Annotated in this window: 25 protein-coding genes, 1 pseudogene and 1 riboswitch; of the genes and pseudogenes, 14 read left to right on the top strand and 12 right to left on the bottom strand. The window is 71.0% G+C overall.

Annotation, left to right across the window (positions count from 1 at the left end; all coding sequences use genetic code 11):
* Positions 1 to 4 precede the first annotated feature (4 nt).
* The 10 genes and pseudogenes from ADK65_RS32870 (at position 5) to ADK65_RS32830 (ending at position 8132) form a co-directional block, all read left to right on the top strand.
* A complete protein-coding gene (locus tag ADK65_RS32870; protein ID WP_053674630.1) occupies positions 5 to 487 on the top strand; it encodes a succinate dehydrogenase hydrophobic membrane anchor subunit in 483 nt (160 codons plus the stop codon).
* Between the two features lie 19 nt (positions 488 to 506).
* Positions 507 to 2261: a succinate dehydrogenase flavoprotein subunit gene (sdhA, locus tag ADK65_RS32865; RefSeq protein WP_053674629.1), complete on the top strand. Its 1755-nt coding sequence runs from the start codon at positions 507 to 509 to the stop codon at positions 2259 to 2261.
* The gene (locus ADK65_RS32860) at positions 2261 to 3040 is read left to right on the top strand and encodes a succinate dehydrogenase iron-sulfur subunit (protein WP_053674628.1); all 780 of its coding nucleotides are present in this window, start codon (positions 2261 to 2263) and stop codon (positions 3038 to 3040) included. The genes sdhA and ADK65_RS32860 overlap by 1 nt, the downstream gene beginning before the upstream one ends.
* 154 nt (positions 3041 to 3194) lie before the next feature.
* Complete coding sequence (locus ADK65_RS32855; RefSeq protein WP_053674627.1) at positions 3195 to 3815, top strand: Uma2 family endonuclease; 621 nt, start codon at positions 3195 to 3197, stop codon at positions 3813 to 3815.
* A gap of 134 nt (positions 3816 to 3949) precedes the next feature.
* Positions 3950 to 4549: a DUF6058 family natural product biosynthesis protein gene (locus tag ADK65_RS32850; RefSeq protein WP_053674626.1), complete on the top strand. Its 600-nt coding sequence runs from the start codon at positions 3950 to 3952 to the stop codon at positions 4547 to 4549.
* A gap of 476 nt (positions 4550 to 5025) precedes the next feature.
* Positions 5026 to 5313 carry a hypothetical protein gene (locus tag ADK65_RS32845; protein WP_234353025.1) on the top strand — a complete coding sequence of 96 codons (288 nt, stop codon included), beginning with the start codon at positions 5026 to 5028 and terminating at the stop codon, positions 5311 to 5313.
* The gene (locus ADK65_RS32840; RefSeq protein ID WP_053674625.1) at positions 5310 to 5663 is read left to right on the top strand and encodes a hypothetical protein; all 354 of its coding nucleotides are present in this window, start codon (positions 5310 to 5312) and stop codon (positions 5661 to 5663) included. Before ADK65_RS32845 ends, ADK65_RS32840 begins: the two co-directional genes overlap by 4 nt.
* Before the next feature lie 776 nt (positions 5664 to 6439).
* On the top strand, positions 6440 to 6847 hold the full coding sequence (locus ADK65_RS32835; RefSeq protein ID WP_053674624.1) for a hypothetical protein: 408 nt from the start codon (positions 6440 to 6442) through the stop codon (positions 6845 to 6847).
* A gap of 12 nt (positions 6848 to 6859) precedes the next feature.
* Positions 6860 to 7353: pseudogene (locus ADK65_RS37690) on the top strand (thiol-disulfide oxidoreductase DCC family protein).
* A 32-nt stretch (positions 7354 to 7385) separates the two neighbouring features.
* Entirely contained in the window at positions 7386 to 8132 is a 747-nt protein-coding gene (locus ADK65_RS32830; protein WP_053674623.1) for a TetR/AcrR family transcriptional regulator, read from the top strand.
* 15 nt (positions 8133 to 8147) lie between these two features.
* Here the strand turns inward: ADK65_RS32830 and ADK65_RS32825 are convergent, their stop codons facing one another.
* The 3 genes from ADK65_RS32825 to ADK65_RS32815 all read right to left on the bottom strand — a co-directional run bounded on the left by ADK65_RS32825 (position 8148) and on the right by ADK65_RS32815 (position 11496).
* Positions 8148 to 9701, bottom strand: a complete 1554-nt coding sequence (locus ADK65_RS32825; RefSeq protein ID WP_053674622.1) for an ABC transporter substrate-binding protein — start codon at positions 9699 to 9701, stop codon at positions 8148 to 8150.
* Between the two features lie 180 nt (positions 9702 to 9881).
* Positions 9882 to 11234, bottom strand: a complete 1353-nt coding sequence (locus ADK65_RS32820) for a metallophosphoesterase (RefSeq protein ID WP_053674621.1) — start codon at positions 11232 to 11234, stop codon at positions 9882 to 9884.
* Positions 11235 to 11256: 22 nt separating this feature from the next.
* Complete coding sequence (locus ADK65_RS32815; RefSeq protein WP_003992504.1) at positions 11257 to 11496, bottom strand: SCO4848 family membrane protein; 240 nt, start codon at positions 11494 to 11496, stop codon at positions 11257 to 11259.
* A 91-nt stretch (positions 11497 to 11587) separates the two neighbouring features.
* On the opposite strand from ADK65_RS32815, the gene ADK65_RS32810 reads away from it, so the two are divergent.
* Entirely contained in the window at positions 11588 to 12895 is a 1308-nt protein-coding gene (locus tag ADK65_RS32810; RefSeq protein ID WP_053674620.1) for a D-alanyl-D-alanine carboxypeptidase family protein, read from the top strand.
* Here the strand turns inward: ADK65_RS32810 and ADK65_RS32805 are convergent.
* Genes ADK65_RS32805 through ADK65_RS32790 form a run of 4 tightly spaced genes read right to left on the bottom strand, consistent with a single transcriptional unit; the run spans position 12843 to position 15655 of the window.
* On the bottom strand, positions 12843 to 13760 hold the full coding sequence (locus tag ADK65_RS32805) for a YihY/virulence factor BrkB family protein (protein WP_053674619.1): 918 nt from the start codon (positions 13758 to 13760) through the stop codon (positions 12843 to 12845). The two genes, ADK65_RS32810 and ADK65_RS32805, sit on opposite strands and share 53 nt — an antisense overlap.
* Positions 13748 to 14200 (bottom strand): GtrA family protein, encoded by a 453-nt coding sequence (locus tag ADK65_RS32800; RefSeq protein WP_053674618.1) that lies wholly within the window; start codon positions 14198 to 14200, stop codon positions 13748 to 13750. Before ADK65_RS32800 ends, ADK65_RS32805 begins: the two co-directional genes overlap by 13 nt.
* The gene (locus ADK65_RS32795; protein ID WP_053674617.1) at positions 14197 to 15141 is read right to left on the bottom strand and encodes a decaprenyl-phosphate phosphoribosyltransferase; all 945 of its coding nucleotides are present in this window, start codon (positions 15139 to 15141) and stop codon (positions 14197 to 14199) included. The genes ADK65_RS32800 and ADK65_RS32795 overlap by 4 nt, the downstream gene beginning before the upstream one ends.
* Positions 15134 to 15655 (bottom strand): phosphatase PAP2 family protein, encoded by a 522-nt coding sequence (locus tag ADK65_RS32790; RefSeq protein WP_053674616.1) that lies wholly within the window; start codon positions 15653 to 15655, stop codon positions 15134 to 15136. The genes ADK65_RS32795 and ADK65_RS32790 overlap by 8 nt, the downstream gene beginning before the upstream one ends.
* Before the next feature lie 133 nt (positions 15656 to 15788).
* Here ADK65_RS32790 and ADK65_RS32785 point away from each other — a divergent pair, with 133 nt between their 5' ends.
* Both ADK65_RS32785 and ADK65_RS32780 read left to right on the top strand, forming a co-directional pair.
* Positions 15789 to 17171: an FAD-binding oxidoreductase gene (locus tag ADK65_RS32785; protein WP_053674615.1), complete on the top strand. Its 1383-nt coding sequence runs from the start codon at positions 15789 to 15791 to the stop codon at positions 17169 to 17171.
* 22 nt (positions 17172 to 17193) lie between these two features.
* Entirely contained in the window at positions 17194 to 17949 is a 756-nt protein-coding gene (locus ADK65_RS32780; protein WP_053674614.1) for a decaprenylphospho-beta-D-erythro-pentofuranosid-2-ulose 2-reductase, read from the top strand.
* Positions 17950 to 17962: 13 nt separating this feature from the next.
* Here ADK65_RS32780 and ADK65_RS32775 read toward each other — a convergent pair whose 3' ends face one another.
* Entirely contained in the window at positions 17963 to 18541 is a 579-nt protein-coding gene (locus ADK65_RS32775) for a 2'-5' RNA ligase family protein (protein WP_053674613.1), read from the bottom strand.
* 139 nt (positions 18542 to 18680) lie between these two features.
* Complete coding sequence (trpS, locus tag ADK65_RS32770) at positions 18681 to 19694, bottom strand: tryptophan--tRNA ligase (RefSeq protein WP_053674674.1); 1014 nt, start codon at positions 19692 to 19694, stop codon at positions 18681 to 18683.
* Between the two features lie 475 nt (positions 19695 to 20169).
* Between trpS and ADK65_RS32765 the strand changes: the two genes are divergently transcribed.
* Entirely contained in the window at positions 20170 to 20754 is a 585-nt protein-coding gene (locus ADK65_RS32765; protein WP_420709126.1) for a hypothetical protein, read from the top strand.
* A gap of 13 nt (positions 20755 to 20767) precedes the next feature.
* Here the strand turns inward: ADK65_RS32765 and ADK65_RS32760 are convergent, their stop codons facing one another.
* The 3 genes from ADK65_RS32760 to ADK65_RS32750 all read right to left on the bottom strand — a co-directional run bounded on the left by ADK65_RS32760 (position 20768) and on the right by ADK65_RS32750 (position 23988).
* Entirely contained in the window at positions 20768 to 22216 is a 1449-nt protein-coding gene (locus ADK65_RS32760) for a glycine hydroxymethyltransferase (protein WP_053674612.1), read from the bottom strand.
* Between the two features lie 33 nt (positions 22217 to 22249).
* Positions 22250 to 22336: riboswitch (ZMP/ZTP riboswitch) on the bottom strand.
* 97 nt (positions 22337 to 22433) lie between these two features.
* Positions 22434 to 23618, bottom strand: coding sequence for a glutathionylspermidine synthase family protein (locus ADK65_RS32755; RefSeq protein WP_053674611.1), 1185 nt, complete (start codon positions 23616 to 23618; stop codon positions 22434 to 22436).
* Between the two features lie 16 nt (positions 23619 to 23634).
* Positions 23635 to 23988, bottom strand: a complete 354-nt coding sequence (locus ADK65_RS32750) for a hypothetical protein (RefSeq protein WP_053674610.1) — start codon at positions 23986 to 23988, stop codon at positions 23635 to 23637.
* Positions 23989 to 24197 lie beyond the last annotated feature (209 nt).

Here is a 24197-nt window from a genome sequence, read left to right as displayed (position 1 = left end):
GCCAATGTCCACGACTGACAAGACCGCCGCCGGCGTCGGCCCCGTCGAGGGCGGCGCCGTCTACACCGTCGACAACCCGGCGCCCTTCATCGAGGCCCCGCGTCAGCGCACCAAGAAGACCCCGAAGAGCACGCGGGGCAACTTCGAGATGGCGGCCTGGCTGTTCATGCGCCTGTCCGGCGTCGTGCTGGTCGTCCTCGTCCTCGGCCACCTGCTGATCCAGCTCGTGCTGGACGGCGGCGTCTCCAAGATCGGGTTCGCCTTCGTGGCGGGCCGCTGGGCGTCCCCGTTCTGGCAGGTCTGGGACCTGCTGATGCTGTGGCTCGCCATGCTGCACGGCGCCAACGGCCTGCGCACGGTCATCAACGACTACGCGGAGCGCGCGAACACCCGGCTGTGGCTCAAGGGCCTGCTCTACACCGCCACGGTGTTCACCATCCTGCTGGGCACGCTGGTGATCTTCACCTTCGACCCGAACATCCGCTAGGCACGGGGTTGCGAGAATCATGAAGATCCACAAGTACGACACCGTCATCGTCGGCGCCGGTGGCGCGGGCATGCGCGCGGCCATCGAGTCCACGAAGCGCAGCCGCACCGCCGTGCTGACCAAGCTCTACCCCACCCGCTCCCACACGGGCGCCGCGCAGGGCGGCATGGCCGCCGCGCTGGCCAACGTGGAGGAGGACAACTGGGAGTGGCACACCTTCGACACGGTCAAGGGCGGTGACTACCTGGTCGACCAGGACGCCGCCGAGATCCTGGCGAAGGAGGCCATCGACTCGGTCCTCGACCTCGAGAAGATGGGCCTGCCGTTCAACCGCACCCCGAACGGCACGATCGACCAGCGCCGCTTCGGCGGTCACAGCCGCAACCACGGCGAGGCCCCGGTCCGCCGCTCCTGCTACGCGGCCGACCGCACCGGCCACATGATCCTCCAGACGCTGTACCAGAACTGCGTCAAGGAGGGCGTGGAGTTCTTCAACGAGTTCTACGTCCTGGACCAGCTGATCACCGAGGTCGACGGCGTCAAGAAGTCGGCCGGTGTGGTCGCCTACGAGCTGGCGACCGGCGAGATCCACGTCTTCCAGGCGAAGTCCGTGGTCTACGCGTCCGGCGGCTGCGGCAAGTTCTTCAAGGTGACGTCGAACGCCCACACGCTGACCGGTGACGGCCAGGCCGCGGTCTACCGCCGCGGGCTGCCGCTGGAGGACATGGAGTTCTTCCAGTTCCACCCGACCGGCATCTGGCGCATGGGCATCCTGCTGACGGAGGGCGCCCGCGGTGAGGGCGGCATCCTCCGCAACAAGGACGGCGAGCGCTTCATGGAGAAGTACGCGCCGGTCATGAAGGACCTCGCGTCCCGTGACGTCGTCTCGCGCTCCATCTACACGGAGATCCGTGAGGGCCGCGGCTGCGGTCCCGAGGGCGACCACGTCTACCTCGACCTCACCCACCTCCCGCCGGAGCAGCTGGACGCCAAGCTCCCGGACATCACCGAGTTCGCGCGCACCTACCTCGGCATCGAGCCCTACACGGACCCGATCCCGATCCAGCCCACCGCGCACTACGCCATGGGCGGCATCCCGACCAACGTCGAGGGTGAGGTCCTGGCGGACAACACCACCGTCGTCCCGGGCCTGTACGCGGCCGGCGAGGTCGCCTGCGTCTCCGTGCACGGCGCCAACCGCCTCGGCACGAACTCCCTGCTGGACATCAACGTCTTCGGCAAGCGCGCGGGCATCGCCGCCGCCGAGTACGCGCAGAAGGCCGAGTTCGTCGAGCTGCCGGAGAACCCGGCGGAGCTCGTGATCGAGCAGGTGGAGAAGCTGCGCGACTCCACCGGCACCGAGCGCGTGACGGTGCTGCGGCGTGAGCTGCAGGAGACCATGGACGCCAACGTCATGGTGTTCCGCACCGAGCAGACGATCAAGACGGCGGTCGAGAAGATCGCGGAGCTGCGCGAGCGGTACCGGAACGTCTCGATCCAGGACAAGGGCAAGCGGTTCAACACGGACCTGCTGGAGGCCATCGAGCTGGGCAACCTGCTCGACCTCGCCGAGGTCATGGCGGTCTCCGCGCTCGCCCGCAAGGAGTCCCGCGGCGGTCACTACCGCGAGGACTACCCGAACCGCGACGACGTCAACTTCATGCGGCACACCATGGCGTACCGCGAGGTCGGCGCCGACGGCTCCGAAACCGTCCGTCTCGACTACAAGCCGGTCGTCCAGACCCGCTACCAGCCGATGGAGCGTAAGTACTGATGGCTACCCCCGTTCTGGACAAGGAAGACGCGGCCGGCAAGCCCGAGCCCGGTTTCGCCGACTCCCCCTACATCACGGTCACCTTCCGCATCCGCCGGTTCAACCCGGAGGTCGCGGCCGAGGCGGTCTGGGAAGACTTCCAGCTGGAGATCGACCCCAAGGAGCGTGTCCTCGACGGTCTCCACAAGATCAAGTGGGACCTCGACGGCACCCTCACCTTCCGCCGCTCCTGCGCGCACGGCATCTGCGGCTCGGACGCGATGCGGATCAACGGCAAGAACCGTCTTGCCTGCAAGACGCTGATCAAGGACATCAACCCCGAGAAGCCGATCACGGTGGAGCCCATCAAGGGCCTCACGGTCCTGAAGGACCTCGTGGTCGACATGGAGCCGTTCTTCCAGGCGTACCGCGACGTCATGCCCTTCCTCATCACGAAGGACACGAACGAGCCGACGCGTGAGCGGTTCCAGACGGCCGAGGACCGCGAGCGCTTCGACGACACGACGAAGTGCATCCTCTGCGCGGCCTGCACCTCCTCGTGCCCGGTCTTCTGGAACGACGGCCAGTACTTCGGCCCGGCCGCCATCGTCAACGCGCACCGCTTCATCTTCGACTCGCGTGACGAGGCGGGCGAGCAGCGCCTGGAGATCCTGAACGACCGCGACGGCGTGTGGCGCTGCCGCACGACGTTCAACTGCACGGACGCGTGCCCGCGCGGCATCGAGGTCACGAAGGCGATCGCGGAGGTGAAGCGGGCGCTGATCACGCGCCGCTTCTGAGCGTTCTGCCGCATGCTCAAGAGGGCCCTGTCTCCGCTGGAGACGGGGCCCTCTGGCATATGCCACACCATCGGGTGAAGACGCTCGGAACGGCCCTGTAGGCCGGGCCCGGCCTACGATGATGCTCTCGACACCAGTTCCCAGGAGGCACCTGATGTCCGCAGCTTCCGTCGAGCAGCCCTTCCGCGGAGAAGAGCCGGTCACCCTGACGACCATCGCCGACGAGATCATGGAGCGCCATCCGGGCTACCGCGTCGAGATCATCGGAGGCCATCTCCTCGTGACCCCGTCCCCGGATGCACCTCATGCCCGAGCCCTCACCGGCCTCATGATCCCGTTCATCGCCGCCGGCCTGCACGGTGGAGAGACCGAGACCCTCCAGAACGTCGGACTGTGGCTTCCCACGGGCGCCGAGGACTACGCGATCCCCGACCTCGTGGTGGTGGACGCCGACATCGACGATCACCTCGTCGAGAACAACGCGTACGACCCGGCCTGTTTCCGTCTCGTCCTCGAGGTCACCTCCGGCAACTGGAAGGACGACCTCAAGACAAAGGTCGCTGCCTACGCCGAGGCCAAGGTGCCCGTCTACGTCGTCGTGGACCGCAAGCACCAGCGCCTCCACGTCCTGACCGACCCGGTGGGAAGCGGCTACGAGAAGCACCGCCCGCACGCCCCCGGCGAGCTTGTCACCCTCCCCGACTCCATCGGCGCGAAGGTGACCCTCGATGTGGCCGAGATCCTCATGGCGGGTCAGGCTCGGACGAGCGACTGAGCCGCAGGGAAACGACGAGGTGCCCTCGTTCTTCGCCGTTCCATCGATCGTTCGGTGAGTGCCGAACCGTCCGGCCCGTAGCGTGCGGAGTCCTGTGCGGGAGATGCCCGCACTGATGACGCCGGAGGCCCCCTGTGCCGGAGACGGACCTGAAGCAGCAGCTCGTCGAGCGGTTCCAGGAGATCAACGGCGACCATCCGATGACCGACGCGGATGACGTATATGTCAGCGCGCAGTTCGTTGCCCTGGAGGAACTGTGCGCAGTCCATGGCCGCGAAGCCGATGCGGTCCGCCGGCTGATGCTGGGGCAGCGTCTGCCGCTTCCGGGATATCTGCGCTCCGACGGTGCCGAGATGGTGCCGGCCGACCTGTTCGCCCTCGCCGACGAGGCCGGCGGCGTGGACCTGCTCGAAGCGTGGTTCATCGCTCACTGGGCCGACCCGATCACCGGGAAGGCGGAGTGGAATGCGTATCTCAGCGGACAGTACGTGTGTCTGCACTCCGTGAACCCGGCCACCATTCAGCGTAAGGATTACCTGACGACCGCGATCGGTGCCGCAGCGATCGAGCCGGATGCCGGTTCAGCGCAATGGTCTGAGCGGCTGCACGCTCTGGTCGACGAACTCGACACCCTGGAGCCGGCGTTCACGGCCTATGACCGCCTTCGGTTCGGCGGACCCACGTCCCGCAACACCTGCATCGACGCCACGCGGGCCCGCTTCCCGCGCCCGTGACCGGGAGCCGTGGGTGGCGTTCCGTGGGTCGGTTGCAGTCAAGGAGAATCGCATTAGTCCGACTCCGCCTCCAGCGAGACGCCATCGACACCCTCAGCACCGCTCTTGATCGTCCCGTCAACGACGAGTCGACCCGCGACAAGGGCGGCGACCCGCCGCTGTGCGGAGCCACCGTCGGGTGCGGGTTCGGCCGGGTTGTTCGTGGTTGTTGCCGTCACAACTGCCGTCAAGGATCTTGACCCCTCAGGCAGGGTTGGAGCCCCGCGGCAGCTCGGCCGTCCGCCGGTTCGGCAGTGCGGGCCGGGGCGGGGCGGGTGCGCCGCTCGGAGGGGCAGGCTTCGCTCCCCGTCAGAGGCGACGCGCCGACAGCCCGTTTCTGGTCACCTGTAGAGCAGCGTGGCCATGGCCACGCTGCGCCCGGACCGCTACCCGCTACCCGCTACCCGAGCCAGGACATCCGAGCTGCTGTGGATGTCATGACGACGGCCTACGAGGACGTACCCTTCAGCGAGCTGCTCCACCACCCCGCTGCCACCGCCCGGCGCCTGGACGCGGTCCGCGCACTACGCCTGCGCCGACGCGACGCGGGCGATTTGGCGCTCATTCGCGCCGACCAGCTGGCGCAGGACTCCACCGTGGTCAACTTCACCGCCCGCCTGCTCGCCGGGCTGGTCCGCACCGAGAACACCGCCGCACTGCGACAGGCCCTGCCTGATGCCCTGCCCTGGTCTGTCCCCGTACCCGAAGGCGGGACCGCGGAGTGAGCCCCAAGCGCGGTGACCGCGCGGCCCCACCCCCGATCGGCGACGAATTCGACCTGCGCTTCGCCAACACCGAAGCGGCCAACGGCTGGGACCACCTCTACCGCCACGCCGCAGGCAACCTCCGCCGCGCCTTCGACAAGATCCGCTCCGCCCCGCGGGCCGCCGACGACCCCGCGCGCCACCACCGCCTCAAGGGCAAACTCGGCTCCACAGTCTGGAAGGGGCAGACGCTGGAGCGCTGGCAGTACGAGGTCACCGGCGGCGGCCACATCTGGTACCTCGTCGACGACGCCAACCGCACCGCCTGGATCACCTACGCAGGCACCGGACACCCCAAAGCAACCGACTGATCGCCCTTCACCTCCTGTCCACTTGCCGCAGCCACGATCCGCGCGTGTTGGCGCGGCCTTGGGCCGGTGGCCTGCCCGATCCAGGGCCCCACCCCGGGCAAGTGGGCGATCCGGGGGCTTTCGGCAGCTCGGCGCTCGACTTCCGGGGAGGCCCTCGGTCGGCGTGCGGCGGGGCTGGTGCGTCGGTCAGTCCGGCAGCGCGGGGGTCGTGACGGAAGGCGGTCCGGCTGACGGCGAGTGGCCGGGAGCTTCACGCTCCCCTGCCAGAGGCACGTCGGCCACCGCCCTCGGTGAGCCTGGCGATGTACGCGAAGAGTCGGCCCCCTGGTCGGCCCTGTGCCTGCGATCCGGCCGTAGGACGGTCGTGGGTGACAACTTGCTCCGCCAGGAGCCCGACTACCGGTCAGCCAGCTGAGCTACTCCGTTGCCGCTTCCATAGCCCTGGATCAAGCCCCGGCTGCGGGCCGCTCGCCGCCTGCCGCGCGGCTGACCGCCCGGAGTAGAGGCGGGCTTGTCGGTGACGGCGGCCAGCCCTGGCGGGCGGGGCCCGCCTTGAACCTCGTACAGAAAATCTGGACGCAGGCCCAGGTCTACTCGAAACGTGGTCAGCGGCCGGGCTCGACGTTGCCCGCCCGGATGGGCGGGCCCAGGGACAGCGGAAGGCCGTTCCGCTCGCGGATCAGGTGATCCATGCCGACCATGTGTTGAACATGTTCAAAAGTAGGTCTACAGTCTTCCTCGACAGCGTTTTGAACGTGTTCAAGAAGGGTGGGGCAATGGACCGCACGGTCGTCGCCTACGTCATCTACCTGCTGGTCAGCATCGGTCTGACGGTCTGGGTGGCCCGCACGCTCAGCCGGAACGGCAAGGTCTTCCTCGCCGACGTGCTGCACGGCAACGAGAAGCTCGCCGACGCCGTCAACCACCTCCTGGTGGTCGGCTTCTACCTCGTCAACCTCGGGTTCGTCGCGCTGTATCTGAGCGGCGACGGGACCATCACCGACGCACGCGGCGTCTTCGAGGCCCTGTCGACCAAGCTCGGCGTGGTGCTGCTCGTGCTCGGCGTGATGCACCTGGGCAACGTCTACGTGCTCAACCGGATCCGGCGCCGGGGTGCCATGGAGCGGGAGCAGGTGCCGCCGGTCCCGCCGCAGGGCTGGGTCGCCCCGCAGGCCCGGGCCTGAGCGGAGAGCCTCGTGAACGCCACCGCCCCGGTCCGCCGGCTCACCGTCCTGTACGACGCCGAGTGCTCCCTGTGCGCGTTCCTGCGCGACTGGCTCCTGCGGCAGCCGAAGCTCGTGCCGCTGGAGCTGGTCCCGGCCGCCTCCGGGGAGGCTGGGCGGCGCTTCCCCGGCCTCGACCACGGCGCCACCCTCGACGAGATCACCGTCGTCGGCGACGCCGGGCAGGTCTACCGGGGCCCGGCCGCGTGGGTGGTCACCCTGTGGGCGCTGCGCGAGCACCGGCCGCTGGCCCACCGGCTGAGCACCCCGTCCGGTGCCCGGCTCGCCAAGGGCGCGGTACTCGCCGCCGCCAAGTGGCGCGGGGCGCAGTGGCACCGGGGCAGCGCGGCGGGGCCCCGTGGGGCGGGCAGGTGTACCGGCGCGCGGACGGCTGGTCGTACGACCCCGGCAGCGGCTGGAGCCACACCGCGCCGGGCTGCGCCGACGGCACCTGCGCCCCCCGGTAGCGGGCCCGGCGCTGACGTTAGGCTCTCTTCCCGTGTCCGCGAAGAACGACGGCCCCGACGACGGCGCCCTCCCCACCAAGTCCGAGCAGACCCGCGCCCTGATCCTGGAGACGGCCATGCGGCTGTTCCAGGAGCGCGGCTACGACAAGACGACGATGCGGGCCATCGCCAAGGAGGCCGGGGTCTCCGTCGGCAACGCGTACTACTACTTCGCAGGCAAGGAGCACCTGATCCAGGGCTTCTACGACCGGATCGCCGCCGAGCACCAGGTGGCGGTCCGGGAGATCCTGGACCGGGAGCGCGACCTGGAGGCCCGGCTCGCGGGGGTGCTGCGGGCCTGGCTCGACATCGCCGCGCCCTACCACGAGTTCGCGGTGCAGTTCTTCAAGAACGCCGCCGACCCGGACAGCCCGCTCAGCCCCTTCTCGCCCGAGTCGGAGCACGCGCGCGAGGAGGCCATCAGCGTGCACCGGGAGGTGCTCGCCGGGGCCACGAAGACCAAGGTGCCCGAGGAACTGCGGGACATCCTGCCCGAGTTGATGTGGCTGTCCCAGATGGGACTCGTCCTGTACTGGATCTTCGACCGCACCGAGGGACGCGAGCGCAGCTACCGGCTGGCCGAGCGCGGCGCCCGGCTCACCGCGCGGGGCGTGGCCCTGGCCCGCTTCCGGGTGCTGCGGCCGCTCGTGCGTGAGGTGCACGAGCTGTTCACGGAGTTCCTGCCGGGGATGACCAACGCCATCCCCGATCCGGCGGCACGGCGGCGCACCGACTCCTGACGGCGGGGCGGGCCGTCAGAGCGCGGTGAGCTTCCACAGGCGGAACACGCCCGTGCCGTCCGACAGGTACTGGCCGCCGCCGACGTCCTCGCTCGTCACGACGTACTCCTTGGCCTGCCACAGCGGCAGCACCGGGACGTCCTCGGCGACGGTGTCCTGCACCGAGCGGAAGTCCCGCTCGGTCTCGGTCCGTTCGGCGAAGCGCCGGCTGTCCTTGATGAGCCGGTCGACGGTCTTGCTGCTGTAGCCGGTGTTCATGGCGCTGCCGGTGCCGACGAGCGCGGCGCCGAAGGTGTCCGGGTCGGGGAAGTCGGCGACCCAGCCGACGGCGTACGCGTCGAGCTTGCCGGTCGCCCACTGCTTCTGGAAGGCGGTCCACTCGTAGCCCTTGAGGGTGACCTGGAACAGGCCGCTCGCCTCCAGCTCCTTCTTGATCTCGGCCGCCTCCTGCTCACCGGCGCCGCGCCCCTTGGCGTAGCCGTAGGTGAAGTGCACCGGCAGGCTGACGCCGGCCTTGGTGAGGAGCTGCCGGGCCTTGTCCGGGTCGGGCTTCGGGTAGTCGTCGAAGAACGAGGCGGTGTGCCCGGTCAGGCCTGCCGGGATCAGGGAGTACAGCGGGTCGACGGTGCCGTCGTAGACGGTGGCGGCCAGTTGCTCGCGGTCGATCAGCCAGGCCATGGCCTGCCGGACCTGCGGGTCGTGCAGCGGCTTGCCCTTGCGGGTGTCGAAGTACAGGTTCCGGGTCTCCGAGCCGTCCGCCTCGTAGACGTGCTGGCCGGGGTCGCTCGGGTTGAGTCCGGCGAGGACGGCGGGCGGCAGCTGGTCGGTCGCGACGTCGACCTGCCTGTCCTTCCAGGCGGTGTCCAGGGCCTGGGGGGTGGCGTAGTAGCGCAGGTCGACGGGCCGGCCGGTGCCGTCGGCGGCACCCCGGTAGTGCGGGTTGGGCGCGAGGACCGCCTCGTGGTCCTTCGCGTACGAGGTGAGGGTGTACGGGCCCGTCCCGTCGACACCGGCGTCGGTGCGGAGCTTGCCGGCCGGGTACGCGGTGTGGTCGACGATCGCGCCGGCGCCGGTGGCCACCTTGAAGGGGAAGGTCGCGTCCGGCGAGGTCAGGTGGAAGGTGACGGTCATGTCGGCGGCGTCCACGGACCCGAGCGTGCCGAGCAGGGACGCCGGGCCGACGGGGGCCTTGATTCTCAGGACCCGGTCGAAGGAGTACTTCACGTCCTCGGCGTCCATCGTCCGGCCGTCGGGGAAGGTGAGGCCGTCGCGCAGCTCGCAGCGGTAAGTGGTGAGGTCGCCGCGCACGAACGCGCAGCTCTTCGCCGCGTCCGGCACGGGGGCGGTGCCGCCCGGCGCGAAGGTCAGCAGTGACTGGAAGACGTTGCTGAACAGGGCCCAGGAGCCCGCGTCGTAGGCACCGGCGGGGTCGAGTGAGGTGACGCCGTCCGTCGTGCCGACCGTGATGGTCTTCCCGTCGCCCTTCGACGGCAGGAACTGCCAGGCGCCCACGCCCGCGGCGGCCAGGACCAGCAGCCCCGCGAGTATCCGTATGCGAACCGATCGCATCGGCTTTGCCCTCCCCAGACCCTCTTGGGGCCCTTGTGCGTATGCCACACCCCTTTGTGGCGGGCTCACCCAATCACAGGATTTCGAGCAGGGGGAAGGAAGATCTTATGAGTTGGGAAAGAACTTACCGATGCGCCTTTCGGTCCGGTTTCACAGCGTGTGCACAGGCGGTGTGCGCCGTCAGGCCCGCTTCGACGCGAGCTCGATCACGGTGATGTCCGAGGGTGCGCCCACGCGGGTGGGCGGGCCCCAGGCTCCGGCGCCGCGTGAGACGTAGAGCTGGGTGTCGCCGTAGCGGTCCAGGCCCGCGAGGGTGGGATTGGCGCCGGCGGCGATGAGGTTGCCCGGCCAGAGCTGGCCGCCGTGGGTGTGGCCCGAGAGCTGGAGGTCGACGCCGTGCTCGACGGCGTCGTGGATCTGGACGGGCTGGTGGGCGAGCAGGACGCACGCGCGTGCGGTGTCCCGGTCGCCGAGCGCCTTCGCGAAGTCGGGGCCCCGGCCCTCGTCCTCGCCCGCGATGTCGTTGACTCCGGCCAGGTCGAAGTAGGGCATCTCCCGGCGGGCGTTCTCCAGGGGGGTGATGCCCAGGCGGCGGACCTCCTCGACCCACTGCTCGGCGCCGGAGAAGTACTCGTGGTTGCCGGTGACGAAGTAGGACCCGTGACGGGCCCTCAGTCCGGCGAGCGGGGCCGCCGCGGGACCGAGGTCCTTCACACTGCCGTCGACCAGGTCGCCGACGACCGCGATCAGGTCGGGCTGGGTCCCGTTGATCGTGTCGACGACCTTCTGCGCGAAACCGCGTCTCAGGACCGGGCCGAGGTGCACGTCGCTGACCACCGCGATCCGGTACCCGTGTGCGGCGCGCGGCAGCTTGGCCAGGGGCACGGTGACCCGCTTGACCTTCGGCCCGCGCAGCACACCGTACGTTCCGTACCCCACGGTCCCGACGGCCGCGGCCGCGGCGGTCCCGGCGACGACCCGGGAGACGAACAGACGGCGGGAGGGGCCGACGGGGGCGGGGCGGTCCGCGGTGGCGAGCCGCTGGGGTGTGCCATCGGTGCCGGGTGCCGGGTCGGTCGGCGGGTGCGGGGGCGTCGCAGCGGCGCCGTGACCGGGCCGGGGCGCGGCTGCCGGTGCCGTCGCGGGCTCGGGCGTCGCGGCAGTGGGCGCGCCGGTGCCGGTCCCCTGTGGGCCCCGGGCCGTCCGTCTCGCCCGGTGCTCCAGGAAGCGGTGCAGGAGCGGGCGGACGATTTCGCCGGCCACCACCGCCAGCAGCAGGTATATCGACAGCGCCAGCCACAGGAAGCCCGGCCAGGCGAGCGTCTGCTGGAGCCGGAAGGGGGCGCCGGAGCGTTCGGCGATCAGGGCGGTGATCGCGAGGATCCAGCCGCCCGCGACGAGGACCGCACCCGCCCGGCGGACGAGACCCGGACCGCTGGTCGTGTCGCGGAACAGACGGCGCCACACGTACCAGTTGGCCGTCACGACGACGGCCAGGACCAGCACTGCGACGAGTACGAGAACGATGACCACGGTGCCGTGTCTCCCGATCGCCCTATGACGTCCGGCGCAGTGCGCGCAGACCACGCAACCCGATGGCCCCGATGACCGTCCCCAATACGAAGGAAACGACGGCGAGCAGCAGGTGCACCCAGAAGTAGGCCGTGGGACGGCCGTCGTCGAAGGCGAGCCCGCTGCCGTCCTTGACCAGGTTCTTGACGAAAGTGATCCAGATGACCCAGCTCCACACCCCGAAGGCGAGCAGGAACCAGGAGACGGGGCGGCTGAGCTTCATGCACCCAGTATCGCCAGACCGTGTCCGGTTCCGTTCGCGGGGTGGGGCCGGAGACGGGACTTCACCCCGTACGGCATGTACGTTTCCGACCGTGCCCGCTCCGAAGCAGACCACCAGGCGATCCCTGCTGGTCACCTCCGCCATCCTGTCGTCCCTGGCCCTGGCCGCACCCGCCGCCGTCGCCGCCCCGAAGCCCTCGGACAGCCCGTCGGCGAGCGCGAGCCCCTCGGCCACTCCCCCGGCCTCGATGTCGAGCGTGGGCGGCGCCCGGCTCGGCAGGCCGGGCACGCAGGTGAACCTGGCGAGCGGCGTGCCGGTGCTGCCCAAGGACCTGAGCGCCCGCTCCTGGATCGTCGCCGACGCCGAGTCCGGGCAGGTGCTGGCCGCGCACAACGCGCACTGGCGCCTCGCCCCGGCGAGCACGCTGAAGATGCTGTTCGCGGACACGCTGCTGCCGAAGTTCCCGAGGGACACCAAGCACAAGATCGTGCCCGCGGACCTGGCGGGCATCGGAGCGGGCTCCAGCATGGTCGGGATAAAGGAGGAGGAGACGTACACGGTCCACGACCTGTGGCTGGGCGTCTTCCTGCGCTCGGGGAACGACGCCGTGCACGTGCTGTCCGCCATGAACGGGGGCGTCGAGAACACCGTCAAGGAGATGAACGAGCACGCCGAGGAGCTCCAGGCTCTCGACACGCACGTCGTCAGCCCGGACGGCTACGACGCCGAGGGGCAGGTCTCCTCCGCGTACGACCTGACGCTGTTCGCCCGCTCCGGGATGCAGAAGAAGGACTTCCGCGAGTACGCCTCGACGGTCCGCGCCAAGTTCCCCGGGCAGACCAGGAAGGGCAAGAAGGGCAAGAAGGTCCGCGAGTCCTTCGAGATCCAGAACACCAACCGGCTGCTGTCGGGCGACTCCGACGTGCCCGTCTACGAGGGCATCGCGGGCGTCAAGAACGGCAACACCACCAACGCCGGCGCCACCTTCACCGGTGTCGCCGAGCGCGGCGGCAAGGTGCTGCTGGTGACGGTGATGAACCCGGAGAAGCCCGAGCACAACGAGGTCTACAAGGAGACGGCCCGGCTGTTCGACTGGGGCTTCAAGGCGGCCGGGAAGGTGCAGCCGGTGGGTGAACTGGTGCCGCCCAAGGGTGCCGAGCAGGCCCAGCCCGGCGCGAACCCCTCGGGCGAGGCGGGGGGTTCCGGGGACGGCGGCAGCGGCACGGCCGGGACCGGCTCGAAGCCGGTGGCCGGCGCCTCGGCCGCGGACGGCTCCAGCGGCATCGGGACCGCGCTGGGCATCACGGGTGGGGTGCTGGTGCTGCTCGCGGGCGCCGCGTTCCTCGTCAACCGCCGGTGGCCGCTGCCGGATCTGGTACGCCGCCGGACCCGGCCGTGAGGTCCGGGACCTCGTCCTCCTTGCTCTGCGTCGCCGTCCAGGCGGCGCAGAACAGCACCAGTTTCGAGGTGAAGTTGATCCACAGCAGCAGGGCGACGGGCACCCCGAACGCGCCGTACATGCTCTTCGCCGCCACACCCTGCAGATAGCCGCTGAGCAGCAGCTTCAGCAGTTCGAAACCGATCGCGCCGGTCAGTGCCGCCACGAACAGGCGGTGGCGGGTCGGCTCGACGCCGGGCAGCAGGGTCAGGACGTAGAGCAGGAGCAGGAAGTTCGCGAGGACGGCGATCAGGAACGCGGCGATGTGCAGCAGGACCCCGCCCCAGCCGCCCTCGTCGATGCCGGCTTCCCCGGTGATCCAGCCGACCATCGCGGAGGCGACGGCGGAGGCGGCGATGGTGACCAGGAGCGCGCCGCCGAGGCCGATCAGGACGCCCGCGTCCTTGCCGTAGCGCAGGACGGGGTTCTCCTCCTCGTCGGACAGCTCCCACACGGCCCGCAGGCACTCACGCATGGAGCCGGCCCAGCTGACGCCGGTGAAGAACAGCAGGGCGCCCGCGATGAGCCCGATGGTGCCGGCGTTGTCGACCAGACCGGCGATGTCGAGCTGGTCGGAGATGCCGGGGACCTGCTCGGCGAGTTTGTCCTGAAGCTGGTGTTCCTGCGCCGTGCTGAGGGTGGCGGCGGCGATGGTGGCGGACACCGTCAGCAGCGGGAACAGCGCGACGAAACTGGTGAAGGTCATCGCGGCGGCCAGCCGCGTCCACTTCACGCGGTCGAGCCGCTCGTACGACCGCCACGCGTGGGTGATCATCAGCCGTTCCGCCCACGGCCCGACCACCGGGATTCTTTTCAGCCAGTCCATGATCCGACTCTGCCCTCCGCCCGGAACACCCATGTACGGGTACCCCAGAACCGCAGGACTGTGGCCAGCGCCATACCGACGCCCGCGCCGGAGACGGTGTCCGCGCGCTGCGAGGTGAGCCCGAGGCCGTAGTGGCTGACGGCCAGGCAGAGCAGCTGGACGGCTGCTCCGGCGAGGTTCACCGCGAAGAACACGGCGTACGCCCGCAGACCCGGTGTACCTGCGGCGCGGTAGGTGCCGAGGGCGTTGCCCGCGTAGGCGACCGTACAGGCGGCCAGGAAGGACAGGGACTTGGCGGTGATCGGGTCGCATCCGGCGGGGCCGCGCAGGGCGGTGAACAGGGCGAGGTCGACGGCGTAGGCGAGGAGGCCGGTGGTGGCGAAGCCGAGCAGTTCGCGGCGGTCCGGGAGCGCGGGGCCGCGCCACGTGCGCGGGGTCACCAGTTCGCCACGGCCAGGCCGTACATCGCCGCCCAGGCGATGCCGATGAGCGCGAGGGCGCGGTCGCCCAGGACGACGTCCTCGGGTTCGCCGGCCGTGCCGCGGTCGGCGAAGACGGCGTAGCGGAGGATCGCCAGGATGAAGGCGACCATGGACAGTTGGCGCCACGGCAGCACGCTGGTGTGCGGGACACCGCCCTCCTCCATGGCCCACAGGCAGTAGCCGAGGACGGCGACGCCGGCCGCGAGCTGCCAGACGAAGCGGAGGTAGCCGGTGGTGTACTCGGTGAGCAGCGCGCGGGTGGCGCCCGCCTTCCCGGCCATCTGGACGGCTTCCGAGTAGCGCTTGGCCGACACCATGAACAGCGCGCCGAAACCGGTGGTGATCAGGAACCAGCGCGAGAGCGGGATGCCGAGGGCGAGTCCGCCGACCGCGGCCCGCATCAGGAAGCCGGTGGTGACGACGGCGAGGTCGACGACCAGGACGTGCTTGAGGCTGACGCAGTAGGCCAGTTGCATGGCGAGGTAGGCCGTCAGGAGGGTGGCGACGGCGGGGCCGCACAGCCAGGCCGCGGCGGCGGGCGCGAGGACGCCCAGGCAGCCGCCGACGGCGTAGGCGACGGGGACCGGGACCTGCCCGGCGGCGACCGGGCGGTGCCGTTTGACGGGGTGGGCGCGGTCGGCGTCGGCGTCGCGGGCGTCGTTCACGAGGTAGACGGCGGCGGCGCAGGCGGTGAAGAGGCCGAGGACGAGGGCGAGTTGCGGCAGGGCGTGCCGGGAGAAGAGCTCACCGGCGGCGGCCGGGGCGGCGACCACGAGGACGTTCTTGACCCATTGCTTGGGGCGCGCGGTCCTGAGGAGACCGGCCAGGAGACCGCCCTTGCGGGGTCCTGCGGGCCGCTCCTGGTGGGTGCGCTGGCGCAGGACGGCCGTCTCAGTCATGGCGGGCGCCTTCCCGCATCCAGCGGGCGCCGAGCCGGGCCGTGAGGGCGCCGAGGGCCGCGCCGGCGGCGATGTCCGTGGGGAAGTGGACTCCGGCGACCAGGCGTGAGACGCACACGAGCCCGGCGAGCGGTGGGACGGCGTGGGCGCCCAGGGCGCCGAAGGCGACGGCGGCGGCCGCCGCGGAGGCGGCGTGCGAGCTGGGGAAGGAGTGCCGGCCGGCGGTGCGCACCAGGGGAGGGACGTGCGCGGGGCGCGGCCTGCGCACGACCCGTTTCACCCCCATGCTGACCAGGTGCGCCCCCGCGGTCAGTGCGGTGCCGCGCAGCCAGGCGCCGCGTCGCCCGCCGTCGACGGCGGCTCCGGCGAGCCCCGCCGCGAGCCACACCGCCGCGTGCTCCCCCGCCCAGGACAGGGCACGTGCGGCGCCGGCGATGTGCGGGTCGGTGCCGCACTCCCTGAGCGCCGAAACGATCCGGTGGTCCATGTCGTGCAGGTCGTCGAGGTCGTCCATGTGGACTCACTGTTCACGCCCCTCAGGCCTGAACTCCGGCAATATTGGGCGACATCCCATTAATCACCCATTTCGGGGAGGGATGCCATGTTCGCTAACTATTCGCTCACAGTAGGGCGATACGGTCACGGACATGTCTGCCGACACCGATTCCGACCCGGACGTCATGGGCTTGGACCACACCACCGTCTCGGGCTGGGGCCGCACCGCCCCCACCGCCGCCTGGCTGATCCGGCCGCGGACGTACGAGGAGGCCGCGGCGGCCGTCCGGGACTGCGGGGCGCGCGGCGGGATCCCGCGGGGCCTGGGGCGGGCGTACGGGGACGCGGCGCAGAACGCGGGCGGGTCCGTGCTCGACATGACGGGCCTGGACCGGGTGCACGCGATCGACGCCGACGGCGGGACCGTGCTGTGCGACGCGGGCGTCTCCCTGCACCGGCTGATGGAGGTGCTGCTGCCGCTCGGCTGGTTCGTACCGGTCACCCCCGGCACCCGCTACGTCACCGTGGGCGGGGCGATCGGCGCCGACATCCACGGCAAGAACCACCACGTCTCGGGCTCCTTCGCACGGCACGTGCTCGCGCTCGAACTCCTCACCGCCGACGGCGAGATCCGCACGGTGGTCCCCGGCACGCCGCTGTTCGACGCGACGGCCGGCGGCATGGGCCTGACCGGCGTGATCCTCACCGCGACGATCCGGCTCCAGCCTGTCGAGACGTCGCTGATGTCGGTCGACACCGAGCGGGCGTCGGACCTGGACGACCTGATGGCACGGCTCGCGGCCACCGATCACCGTTACCGCTACTCGGTCGCCTGGATCGACCTGCTGGCCCGGGGCGCCGCCACCGGGCGCGCGGTCCTCACCCGCGGCGACCACGCCCCGCTGGACGCGCTCCCCGCCCGCCTGCGCCGGGACCCGCTCGCCTTCCGCACCCCCCGCCTGCCGGCGGCCCCCGCGCTCCTCCCCGAGGGTCTGCTCAGCCGGACGACGGTGGGCCTGTTCAACGAGCTCTGGTACCGCAAGGCCCCCCGCGCCCGCATCGGCCGCCTCCAGCGGATCTCCGGCTTCTTCCACCCCCTGGACGGCGTGCCCCACTGGAACCGCGTCTACGGCCGCGGGGGCTTCGTGCAGTACCAGTTCGTCGTCGGCCACGGCCGGGAGGACGCGCTGCGCCGGATCGTGCGCCGCATCTCCGAACACCGCTGCCCGTCCTTCCTGGCCGTCCTCAAACGCTTCGGGGAGGCCGACCCGGGCTGGCTGTCCTTCCCGGTGCCGGGCTGGACGCTGGCGCTGGACATCCCGGCGGGCCTGCCCGGCCTCGGCGCGTTCCTCGACGAACTGGACGAGGAGGTCGCCGCCGCGGGCGGTCGCGTCTACCTCGCCAAGGACGCGCGGCTGCGCCCGGACCTGCTCGCGGCGATGTACCCGCGTCTCGACGACTTCCGCGAGCTGCGCGCCCGGATGGATCCGCGCGGGGTGTTCGTGTCCGACCTGGCCCGCCGCCTCAGTCTCTGAGCAACCTCTAGGAGCTGCTGTCATGAAGGACGCCTTCGGCCTCCCCCAGTCCCTGCTCGTCCTCGGCGGTACGTCGGAGATCGCGCTGGCCACCGCACGCCGCCTGATCGCCCGCCGCACCCGTACGGTGTGGCTGGCCGGCCGCCCCTCCTCCGCCCTGGAGGAGGCCGCCGGGCAGTTGCGCGGGCTCGGGGCCGATGTGCACACCGTCGCCTTCGACGCCCTCGACCCGGGCTCCCACGAGGCCGTGCTCGGCAAGGTCTTCGCCGAGGGCGACGTCGACATGGTGCTGCTCGCCTTCGGGCTGCTCGGGGACCAGGCCCGCGACGAACGGGATCCGGAGGCGGCGGTGCGGGTCACGCAGACCAACTACACCGGCGCGGTCTCGGCGGGTCTGGTGTGCGCCCGCTCGCTCCAGTCCCAGGGACACGGCTCGCTGGTCGTGATGTCCTCCGTCGCGGGCGAGCGGGCCCGCCGCGCGAACTTCATCTACGGCTCCAGCAAGGCCGGGCTCGACGCCTTCGCGCAGGGACTGGGCGACGCGCTGCACGGCACGGGCGTGCACGTCATGGTCGTACGCCCCGGCTTCGTGCGGACGCGGATGACCGCCGGGCTGCCGGAGGCGCCGCTGGCGACCACGCCGGAGGCGGTCGCGACGGCCGTGGAGCTGGGACTGCGGCGCCGCACGGAGACGGTGTGGGTGCCGGGGACGCTGCGGGTGGTGATGGCGGCGCTGCGGCACCTGCCGCGCGGGGTGTTCCGGCGGCTGCCGGTCTGACGCGCGGGCCGCTTCAGCGGGTGGGGACCGAACCGCGCTCCACCCGCCCGGCCTGCGGGGGGACCACCGAGCCGCCGAAGGGGAAGTCGCGCAGCTTGCGCCAGACGCCGTCGGCGCCCTGCTCGTAGAGGGCGAAGCCGGTGCAGGGCCACTCGGCCTCGTAACCGGCCAGTTCCTCGAAGGCGCGGTCCATGGCCGCCTCGTCGATGCCGTGCGCCACGGTGACGTGCGGGTGGTACGGGAACTGCAGTTCACGTGCGGCCGGTCCCGCGGGGTCGCGGACCTGCTGCTGGAGCAGGGTGCAGGCCTCGGCGCCCGCGGCGACCCGGACGTACACCACCGGCGACAGCGGGCGGAAGGTGCCGGTGCCGGACAGCCGCATGGGGAACGCGCGGCCCGCCGCGGCGACCTCGGCCAGATGCGCCTCGACGGCCGGCAGGGCACTCTCGTCGACCTCTGTCGGCGGCAGCAGGGTGACGTGCGTGGGGATGCCGTGAGCAGAGGCGTCGCCGAAGCCCGCGCGCAGCTGCTGGAGCTCGCTGCCGTGAGGCTCCGGGACCGCGATCGAAACACCGATCGTTACGGTCCCCACGTCGTCTCCTGTCGTGTCAGTGTGGCCGCTGATACGACCACCCGGTTATCGACTGTACGGCCACGACCGGGTTACGGGCAGGCGCAACCGGAGTGATGTACAGCGCTGTTCGGCGGTACGGCTGTGTGCGGGGGCCGGTTCAGTGCTTGGCGGGCAGGAAGCCGACCCTGTCGTAGGCCTGGGCGAGGGTCTCCGCGGCGACCGCGCGGGCCTTCTCGGCGCCCTTGGCCAGGATCGAGTCGAGCGTCTCGGGGTCGTCCAGGTACTGCTGGGTGCGCTCCCGGAACGGCGTGACGAACTCGACCATCACCTCGGCGAGGTCGGTCTTGAGCGCGCCGTACATCTTGCCGGTGTACTTCTCCTCCAGCTCGGCGATGCTCTCGCCGGTGAGGGTCGAGTAGATCGTCAGGAGGTTGCTGACGCCCGGCTTGTTCTCGGCGTCGTAGCGGATCACGGTGTCCGTGTCGGTGACGGCGCTCTTGACCTTCTTGGCCGTGGCCTTCGGCTCGTCGAGGAGGTTGATGAGGCCCTTCGGCGTGGAGGCCGACTTGCTCATCTTGACCGTCGGGTCCTGCAGGTCGTAGATCTTCGCCGTCTCCTTGAGGATGTACGGCTTCGGCAGGGTGAAGGTCTCGCCGAAGCGGCCGTTGAAGCGCGTGGCGAGGTCGCGGGTGAGCTCGATGTGCTGGCGCTGGTCCTCGCCGACCGGAACCTCGTGGGCCTGGTAGAGCAGGATGTCCGCGACCTGGAGGATCGGGTACGTGAACAGCCCGACCGAGGCGCGCTCGGCGCCCTGCTTGGCGGACTTGTCCTTGAACTGGGTCATCCGGCCGGCCTCGCCGAAGCCCGTGAGGCAGTTCATGATCCAGGCGAGCTGGGCGTGCTCGGGGACGTGGCTCTGCACGAAGAGCGTGCAGCGGTCCGGGTCGAGCCCCGCCGCGAGGAGCTGGGCCGCGGCCAGGCGCGTGTTCGCGCGCAGGTCCTTCGGGTCCTGCGGGATGGTGATCGCGTGCAGGTCGACGACCATGTAGAACGCGTCGTGGGTCTCCTGCAGGGCCACCCACTGGCGGACGGCGCCGAGGTAGTTGCCGAGGTGGAACGAGCCGGCGGTGGGCTGGATCCCGGAGAGCACGCGAGGTCGGTCAGAGGCCATGCTCACCATTCTCTCAGGTCCCGGGGCCCGATCCGGAACCGGCCGGAAACAGACGGGATCCCGGTCGGCCCCGGCGGTGTGACAAGGGTGCGGGGACACGCGGCGGGTACGGAGGGGCCGGCACGGGGAGGCTGTCCCGGGGCGGTGCGGGGCCGGAGGCGGAGGCGGAGGGGGACTGATGCGGTCAGCGGGCGGGACGGGGAGAGTACGGGGCCGATGCCGGGACCGGGCACTGATCCGTGACGGCGTGGAGGTGCCGCACGGCGGTGCGACGGCAGCGACGGGGCCGGGCGGAGTGGCCGGTCCGCCGAGTCGTGCGGGTGGAGTGCTGGGCCGTCGTGCGGCCCGAGGGCTGTGTGGTCGGGTGGGGTGGTGTGTGCTGGCTGTCACGGTGGCCGGTGTTCTGGCCGAGGGCGTGGCGGTGTCGTCCGCCGTGGCCCTTCCGGTGCGGCCGCGGGACGTGCCGGACGTGGCGATGGTCGTCGAGGGCGGCACGGGGCGGACGACGGCGGTGCGCTCGGGACAGCCGTCCTTCGCCCGGCTGTGGCAGCTGCTCGAACCCATGTACGGGGGGACGGAGCGGGTTCCGGAGGAGTGGGCGGAGGGGGACTTTCCGCGGGTGCGCCTGACCGTGGTCTGGGGGCTGTCCGGGGTCGGCGGCTGGCCCACCACCAACCGGCCGCCGGGCGGCGACGTGGCCGTCGAGCGGCAGGACCAGCTGGTGGTGGCCGAGGACGGCACGCCCTGGGTGCGGTCGGATCCGACGCCCGCCGTGGAGGACGACGACATCCGCTGGCACCGGGCGCCGCGGTCGCTCTTCGACCGGCTGGACAGGGCCCGGCTGCTCGGGGATCCCAAGGGCGGGACCGCCGGGAGCGCGGCCGCCGCCGGCCTGCCCGGGCCGGTGCGGGGCGAGGTCCGCTGGGCGGTGGCGGCCGGGGCGCTGGGGCTCGCGGCCGGTGCCGGCGGCACGCTGCTGATACGCCGCGCGGCGGCCCGGCGGGAAGCCGGACCGCCGCGGGAGGAACCGCGTCAGGTGCTGATCGACCTGGACGAATGACAGACCGCGGGCGTCAGCCCAGGTCGATCTCCGGGTAGAGCGGGAAACCGGCCACGAGGTCGGTGGCGCGGCGGGAGATCTCGTCGGCGATCTTCGCGTCGAGGACGTGGGACGCCTTGGACGGGGCGCCCGACTTGGTCGTGCCCGGCTCCGTGGTGGTGAGGACACGGTCGATCAGGCCGGCGACCTCGTCCATCTCGGCGGTGCCGAGGCCCCGCGTGGTCAGGGCGGGGGTGCCGATGCGGATGCCGGAGGTGTACCAGGCGCCGTTCGGGTCGGCGGGGATGGCGTTGCGGTTGGTGACGATGCCCGAGTCGAGCAGCGCGGCCTCGGCCTGGCGGCCGGTGAGGCCGTAGGAGGAGGCGACGTCGATCAGGTTCAGGTGGTTGTCCGTGCCGCCGGTCACCAGGGTCGCGCCGCGGCGCATCAGGCCGTCGGCGAGGGCGCGGGAGTTGTCGACGATGCGCTGGGCGTAGTCGCGGAAGGACTCCTGGCGGGCCTCCGCGAGGGCGACGGCCTTGGCGGCCATGACGTGCGGGAGCGGGCCGCCGAGGACCATCGGGCAGCCGCGGTCGACCTGGTCCTTGAGGGAGTCGTCGCACAGGACCATGCCGCCGCGGGGGCCGCGCAGCGACTTGTGGGTGGTCGTCGTGACGATCTGGGCGTGCGGGACCGGGTCGAAGTCGCCGGTGAGGACCTTGCCCGCGACCAGGCCGGCGAAGTGCGCCATGTCGACCATGAGCGTCGCGCCGACCTCGTCGGCGATCTCCCGCATGATCCGGAAGTTCACCAGGCGGGGGTAGGCCGAGTAGCCCGCGACGATGATCAGCGGCTTGAACTCGCGGGCGGAGGTGCGCAGCGCCTCGTAGTCGATGAGGCCCGTGGCCGGGTCCGTGCCGTAGGAGCGCTGGTCGAACATCTTGCCGGAGATGTTCGGGCGGAAGCCGTGAGTGAGGTGGCCGCCTGCGTCCAGGGACATGCCGAGCATGCGCTGGTTGCCGAAGGCCTGGCGCAGCTCGGCCCAGTCGGCTTCGGTCAGGTCGTTGACCTGGCGGGCGCCGGCCTTCTCCAGGAACGGCACCTCGACACGGGCGCCGAGGACGGCCCAGAAGGCGACGAGGTTGGCGTCGATGCCGGAGTGCGGCTGGACGTAGGCGTGGCGGGCGCCGAAGAGTTCCTTGGCGTGCTCGGCGGCGAGGGACTCGACGGTGTCGACGTTGCGGCAGCCGGCGTAGAAGCGGCGGCCGATGGTGCCCTCGGCGTACTTGTCGCTGAACCAGTTGCCCATGGTCAGGAGCGTGGCCGGGGAGGCGTAGTTCTCGGAGGCGATCAGCTTGAGCATCTCGCGCTGGTCGGCGACCTCCTGGCCGATGGCGTCCGCCACGCGGGGTTCGACGGCGCGGATCACGTCGAGGGCGGCGCGGTAGGCGGTGGAAGCGGTGGAGAGGGGCTCGGCTGACATGTGTGGACCTCCGGACGTTGCGTTCAGCGTTCACGGTACGGCCCAGGCGCACGGCTCTCTCTGCTCGGGCCGCTCCCCGATGGTTCATCCCATCCCAGCGCGCCAGTCACGGCCCTCGGTCAGCCTACCGGGTTGCTCTTCATTGCCGAGTGCGGGTGGTACGTGGCTTGTCGCGCAGTTCCCCGCGCCCCTGAAAGGCGATCCCCCTCATGCCCCTTCAAAGGATCACGTGGGGAAGGAAACGGGCGTACTCATCCGTGATCAAGCCTGAGCTCTCCCGGATGCCCAGGCCCGCCGATTCGTTCTCCACCACCCAGGCGCCCAGGACCACCCGGTTGCCGTCGAAGTCGGGCAGGGGGGCCAGCCGCTGGTAGCAGCAGGGCTCGTCGCGGACGGTCGGGGTGGATCCGGGGTCGTGGATCGTGACGCCCGCGCCCTCGCGGCCCAGGAGGGGCTTCGCCACCCAGCCGTCGGAAGCGGGCAGGTCCCGGGGGCCGTCCAGATAGGCCGGCAGGAGGTTCGGGTGGTCCGGGTACAGCTCCCAGAGGATCGCGAGCAGCGCCTTGTTGCTGAGGAGCATCTTCCAGGCCGGTTCTATCCACAGGGTGGAGCCCGTGCCGCCGCCGTTGTCGAGGGTGTCCAGGACGTGGTCCGCGAAGCGGTCGGTGGTGAGCCACTCCCACGGGTAGAGCTTGAAGAGGCTGCGGATGAAGCGGAGGCGGTTGTCGACGAAGCGGCCGGAGAGGCGGTCCCAGCCGATCTCCTCCATGGCGATCCAGTCGGTGGCCAGGCCCGCCTGCTCGGCGGTCTCCTTGAGGTAGGCGACCGTCATCATGTCCTCGCCGAGTTCGTCGGCGGAGGAGTACGCGAAGTACAGGGGGCTGCCGGGCGGGAGGAGGGCGGCCTGTTTCCGCCACGCGTCGATGAGGCGTTCGTGGAGGGAGTTCCACTGGTCGGCGCCGGGGAAGCGGTCCTCCATCCAGAACCACTGGGGGGACGCGGCCTCGACCAGGGAGGTGGGGGTGTCGGCGTTGTACTCCAGGAGCTTGGCCGGGCCGGTGCCGTCGTAGCGGAGGTCGAAGCGGCCGTAGACCGAGGGGAGTTCGGCTCGGCGCTGCCAGGCCTCGGCGACCGCGCGGGCCACGCGGGGGTCGGTGATGCCGAGGTCGGCGAAGCGGTTCTCGGTGACGATGTGGTCCGCTGCCCTCAGGCACATCCGGTGCAGATCCTCGACGACCCCTTCGAGAGCCTCGATCTCCTCCAGCGAGAAGACGTAGTACGCGCTCTCGTCCCAGTAGGGACGCAGGGAGTCGTCCGGGTAGCGGGTCAGGGGGTAGATGAGGCCCTGTTCCTCGACGGTCTGCTGCCAGCCGGGGCGGGGTTCGAGGGTTCTGCGTTCCATCTGACGTGTCCGCCCGTCAGCCGCCGCCGCTGCCGGAGCCCGAGCAGCCGAAGCCGCCCCGGTCGACGGCCTCGCTGCGGCTGAAGGTGCCGTGGTCGGCACGGCTGCCGCTGATGTCGGCGTCGTAGTACCAGTCGGCGTCGGTGACGCCGGACTTGCCGGTCTTCTTGCGGCCCGTGCCGTAGGAGGACGTGCCGGACGAGCAGTTCCTGTCGGCGACGATCTTGTAGCCGTTGATGTAGTCGTAGCTGTCCCGGTCCACACAGCGGCGGTCCGGGTCGGAGCCGCAGGCGGACAGGGCCGCCGCGAGGACACCCATGCCGCCCAGCACCACCGTGCTGGAGCGCAGCCGTCGCCGTGTCTCGGTCATGTGCGTGTCTCCCCGTGTCTCCCCGTAGTGCACTGACAGACGGTCAGCCTAGAGACCGGTGGGAACGGGCGCGCACGGCCCCCCGTTCGCGACCGCTCCCCTACTGTCGATTTGTGATCTTTGGAATGGTGTGCGCCCTTGGTGCGGCGGTCTGCTCCGGTCGCGGCGCGGCTGCTCCGGGTGCGGCTGAGCCGCATCGAGTGGGCGGC

It is taken from the genome of Streptomyces sp. NRRL B-1140 (genome assembly GCF_001280065.1).
Lineage (GTDB): Bacteria > Actinomycetota > Actinomycetes > Streptomycetales > Streptomycetaceae > Streptomyces.
The sequence above is the reverse complement of the archived record's forward strand: the minus strand, read 5'-3'. Positions and strand labels throughout refer to the sequence as shown.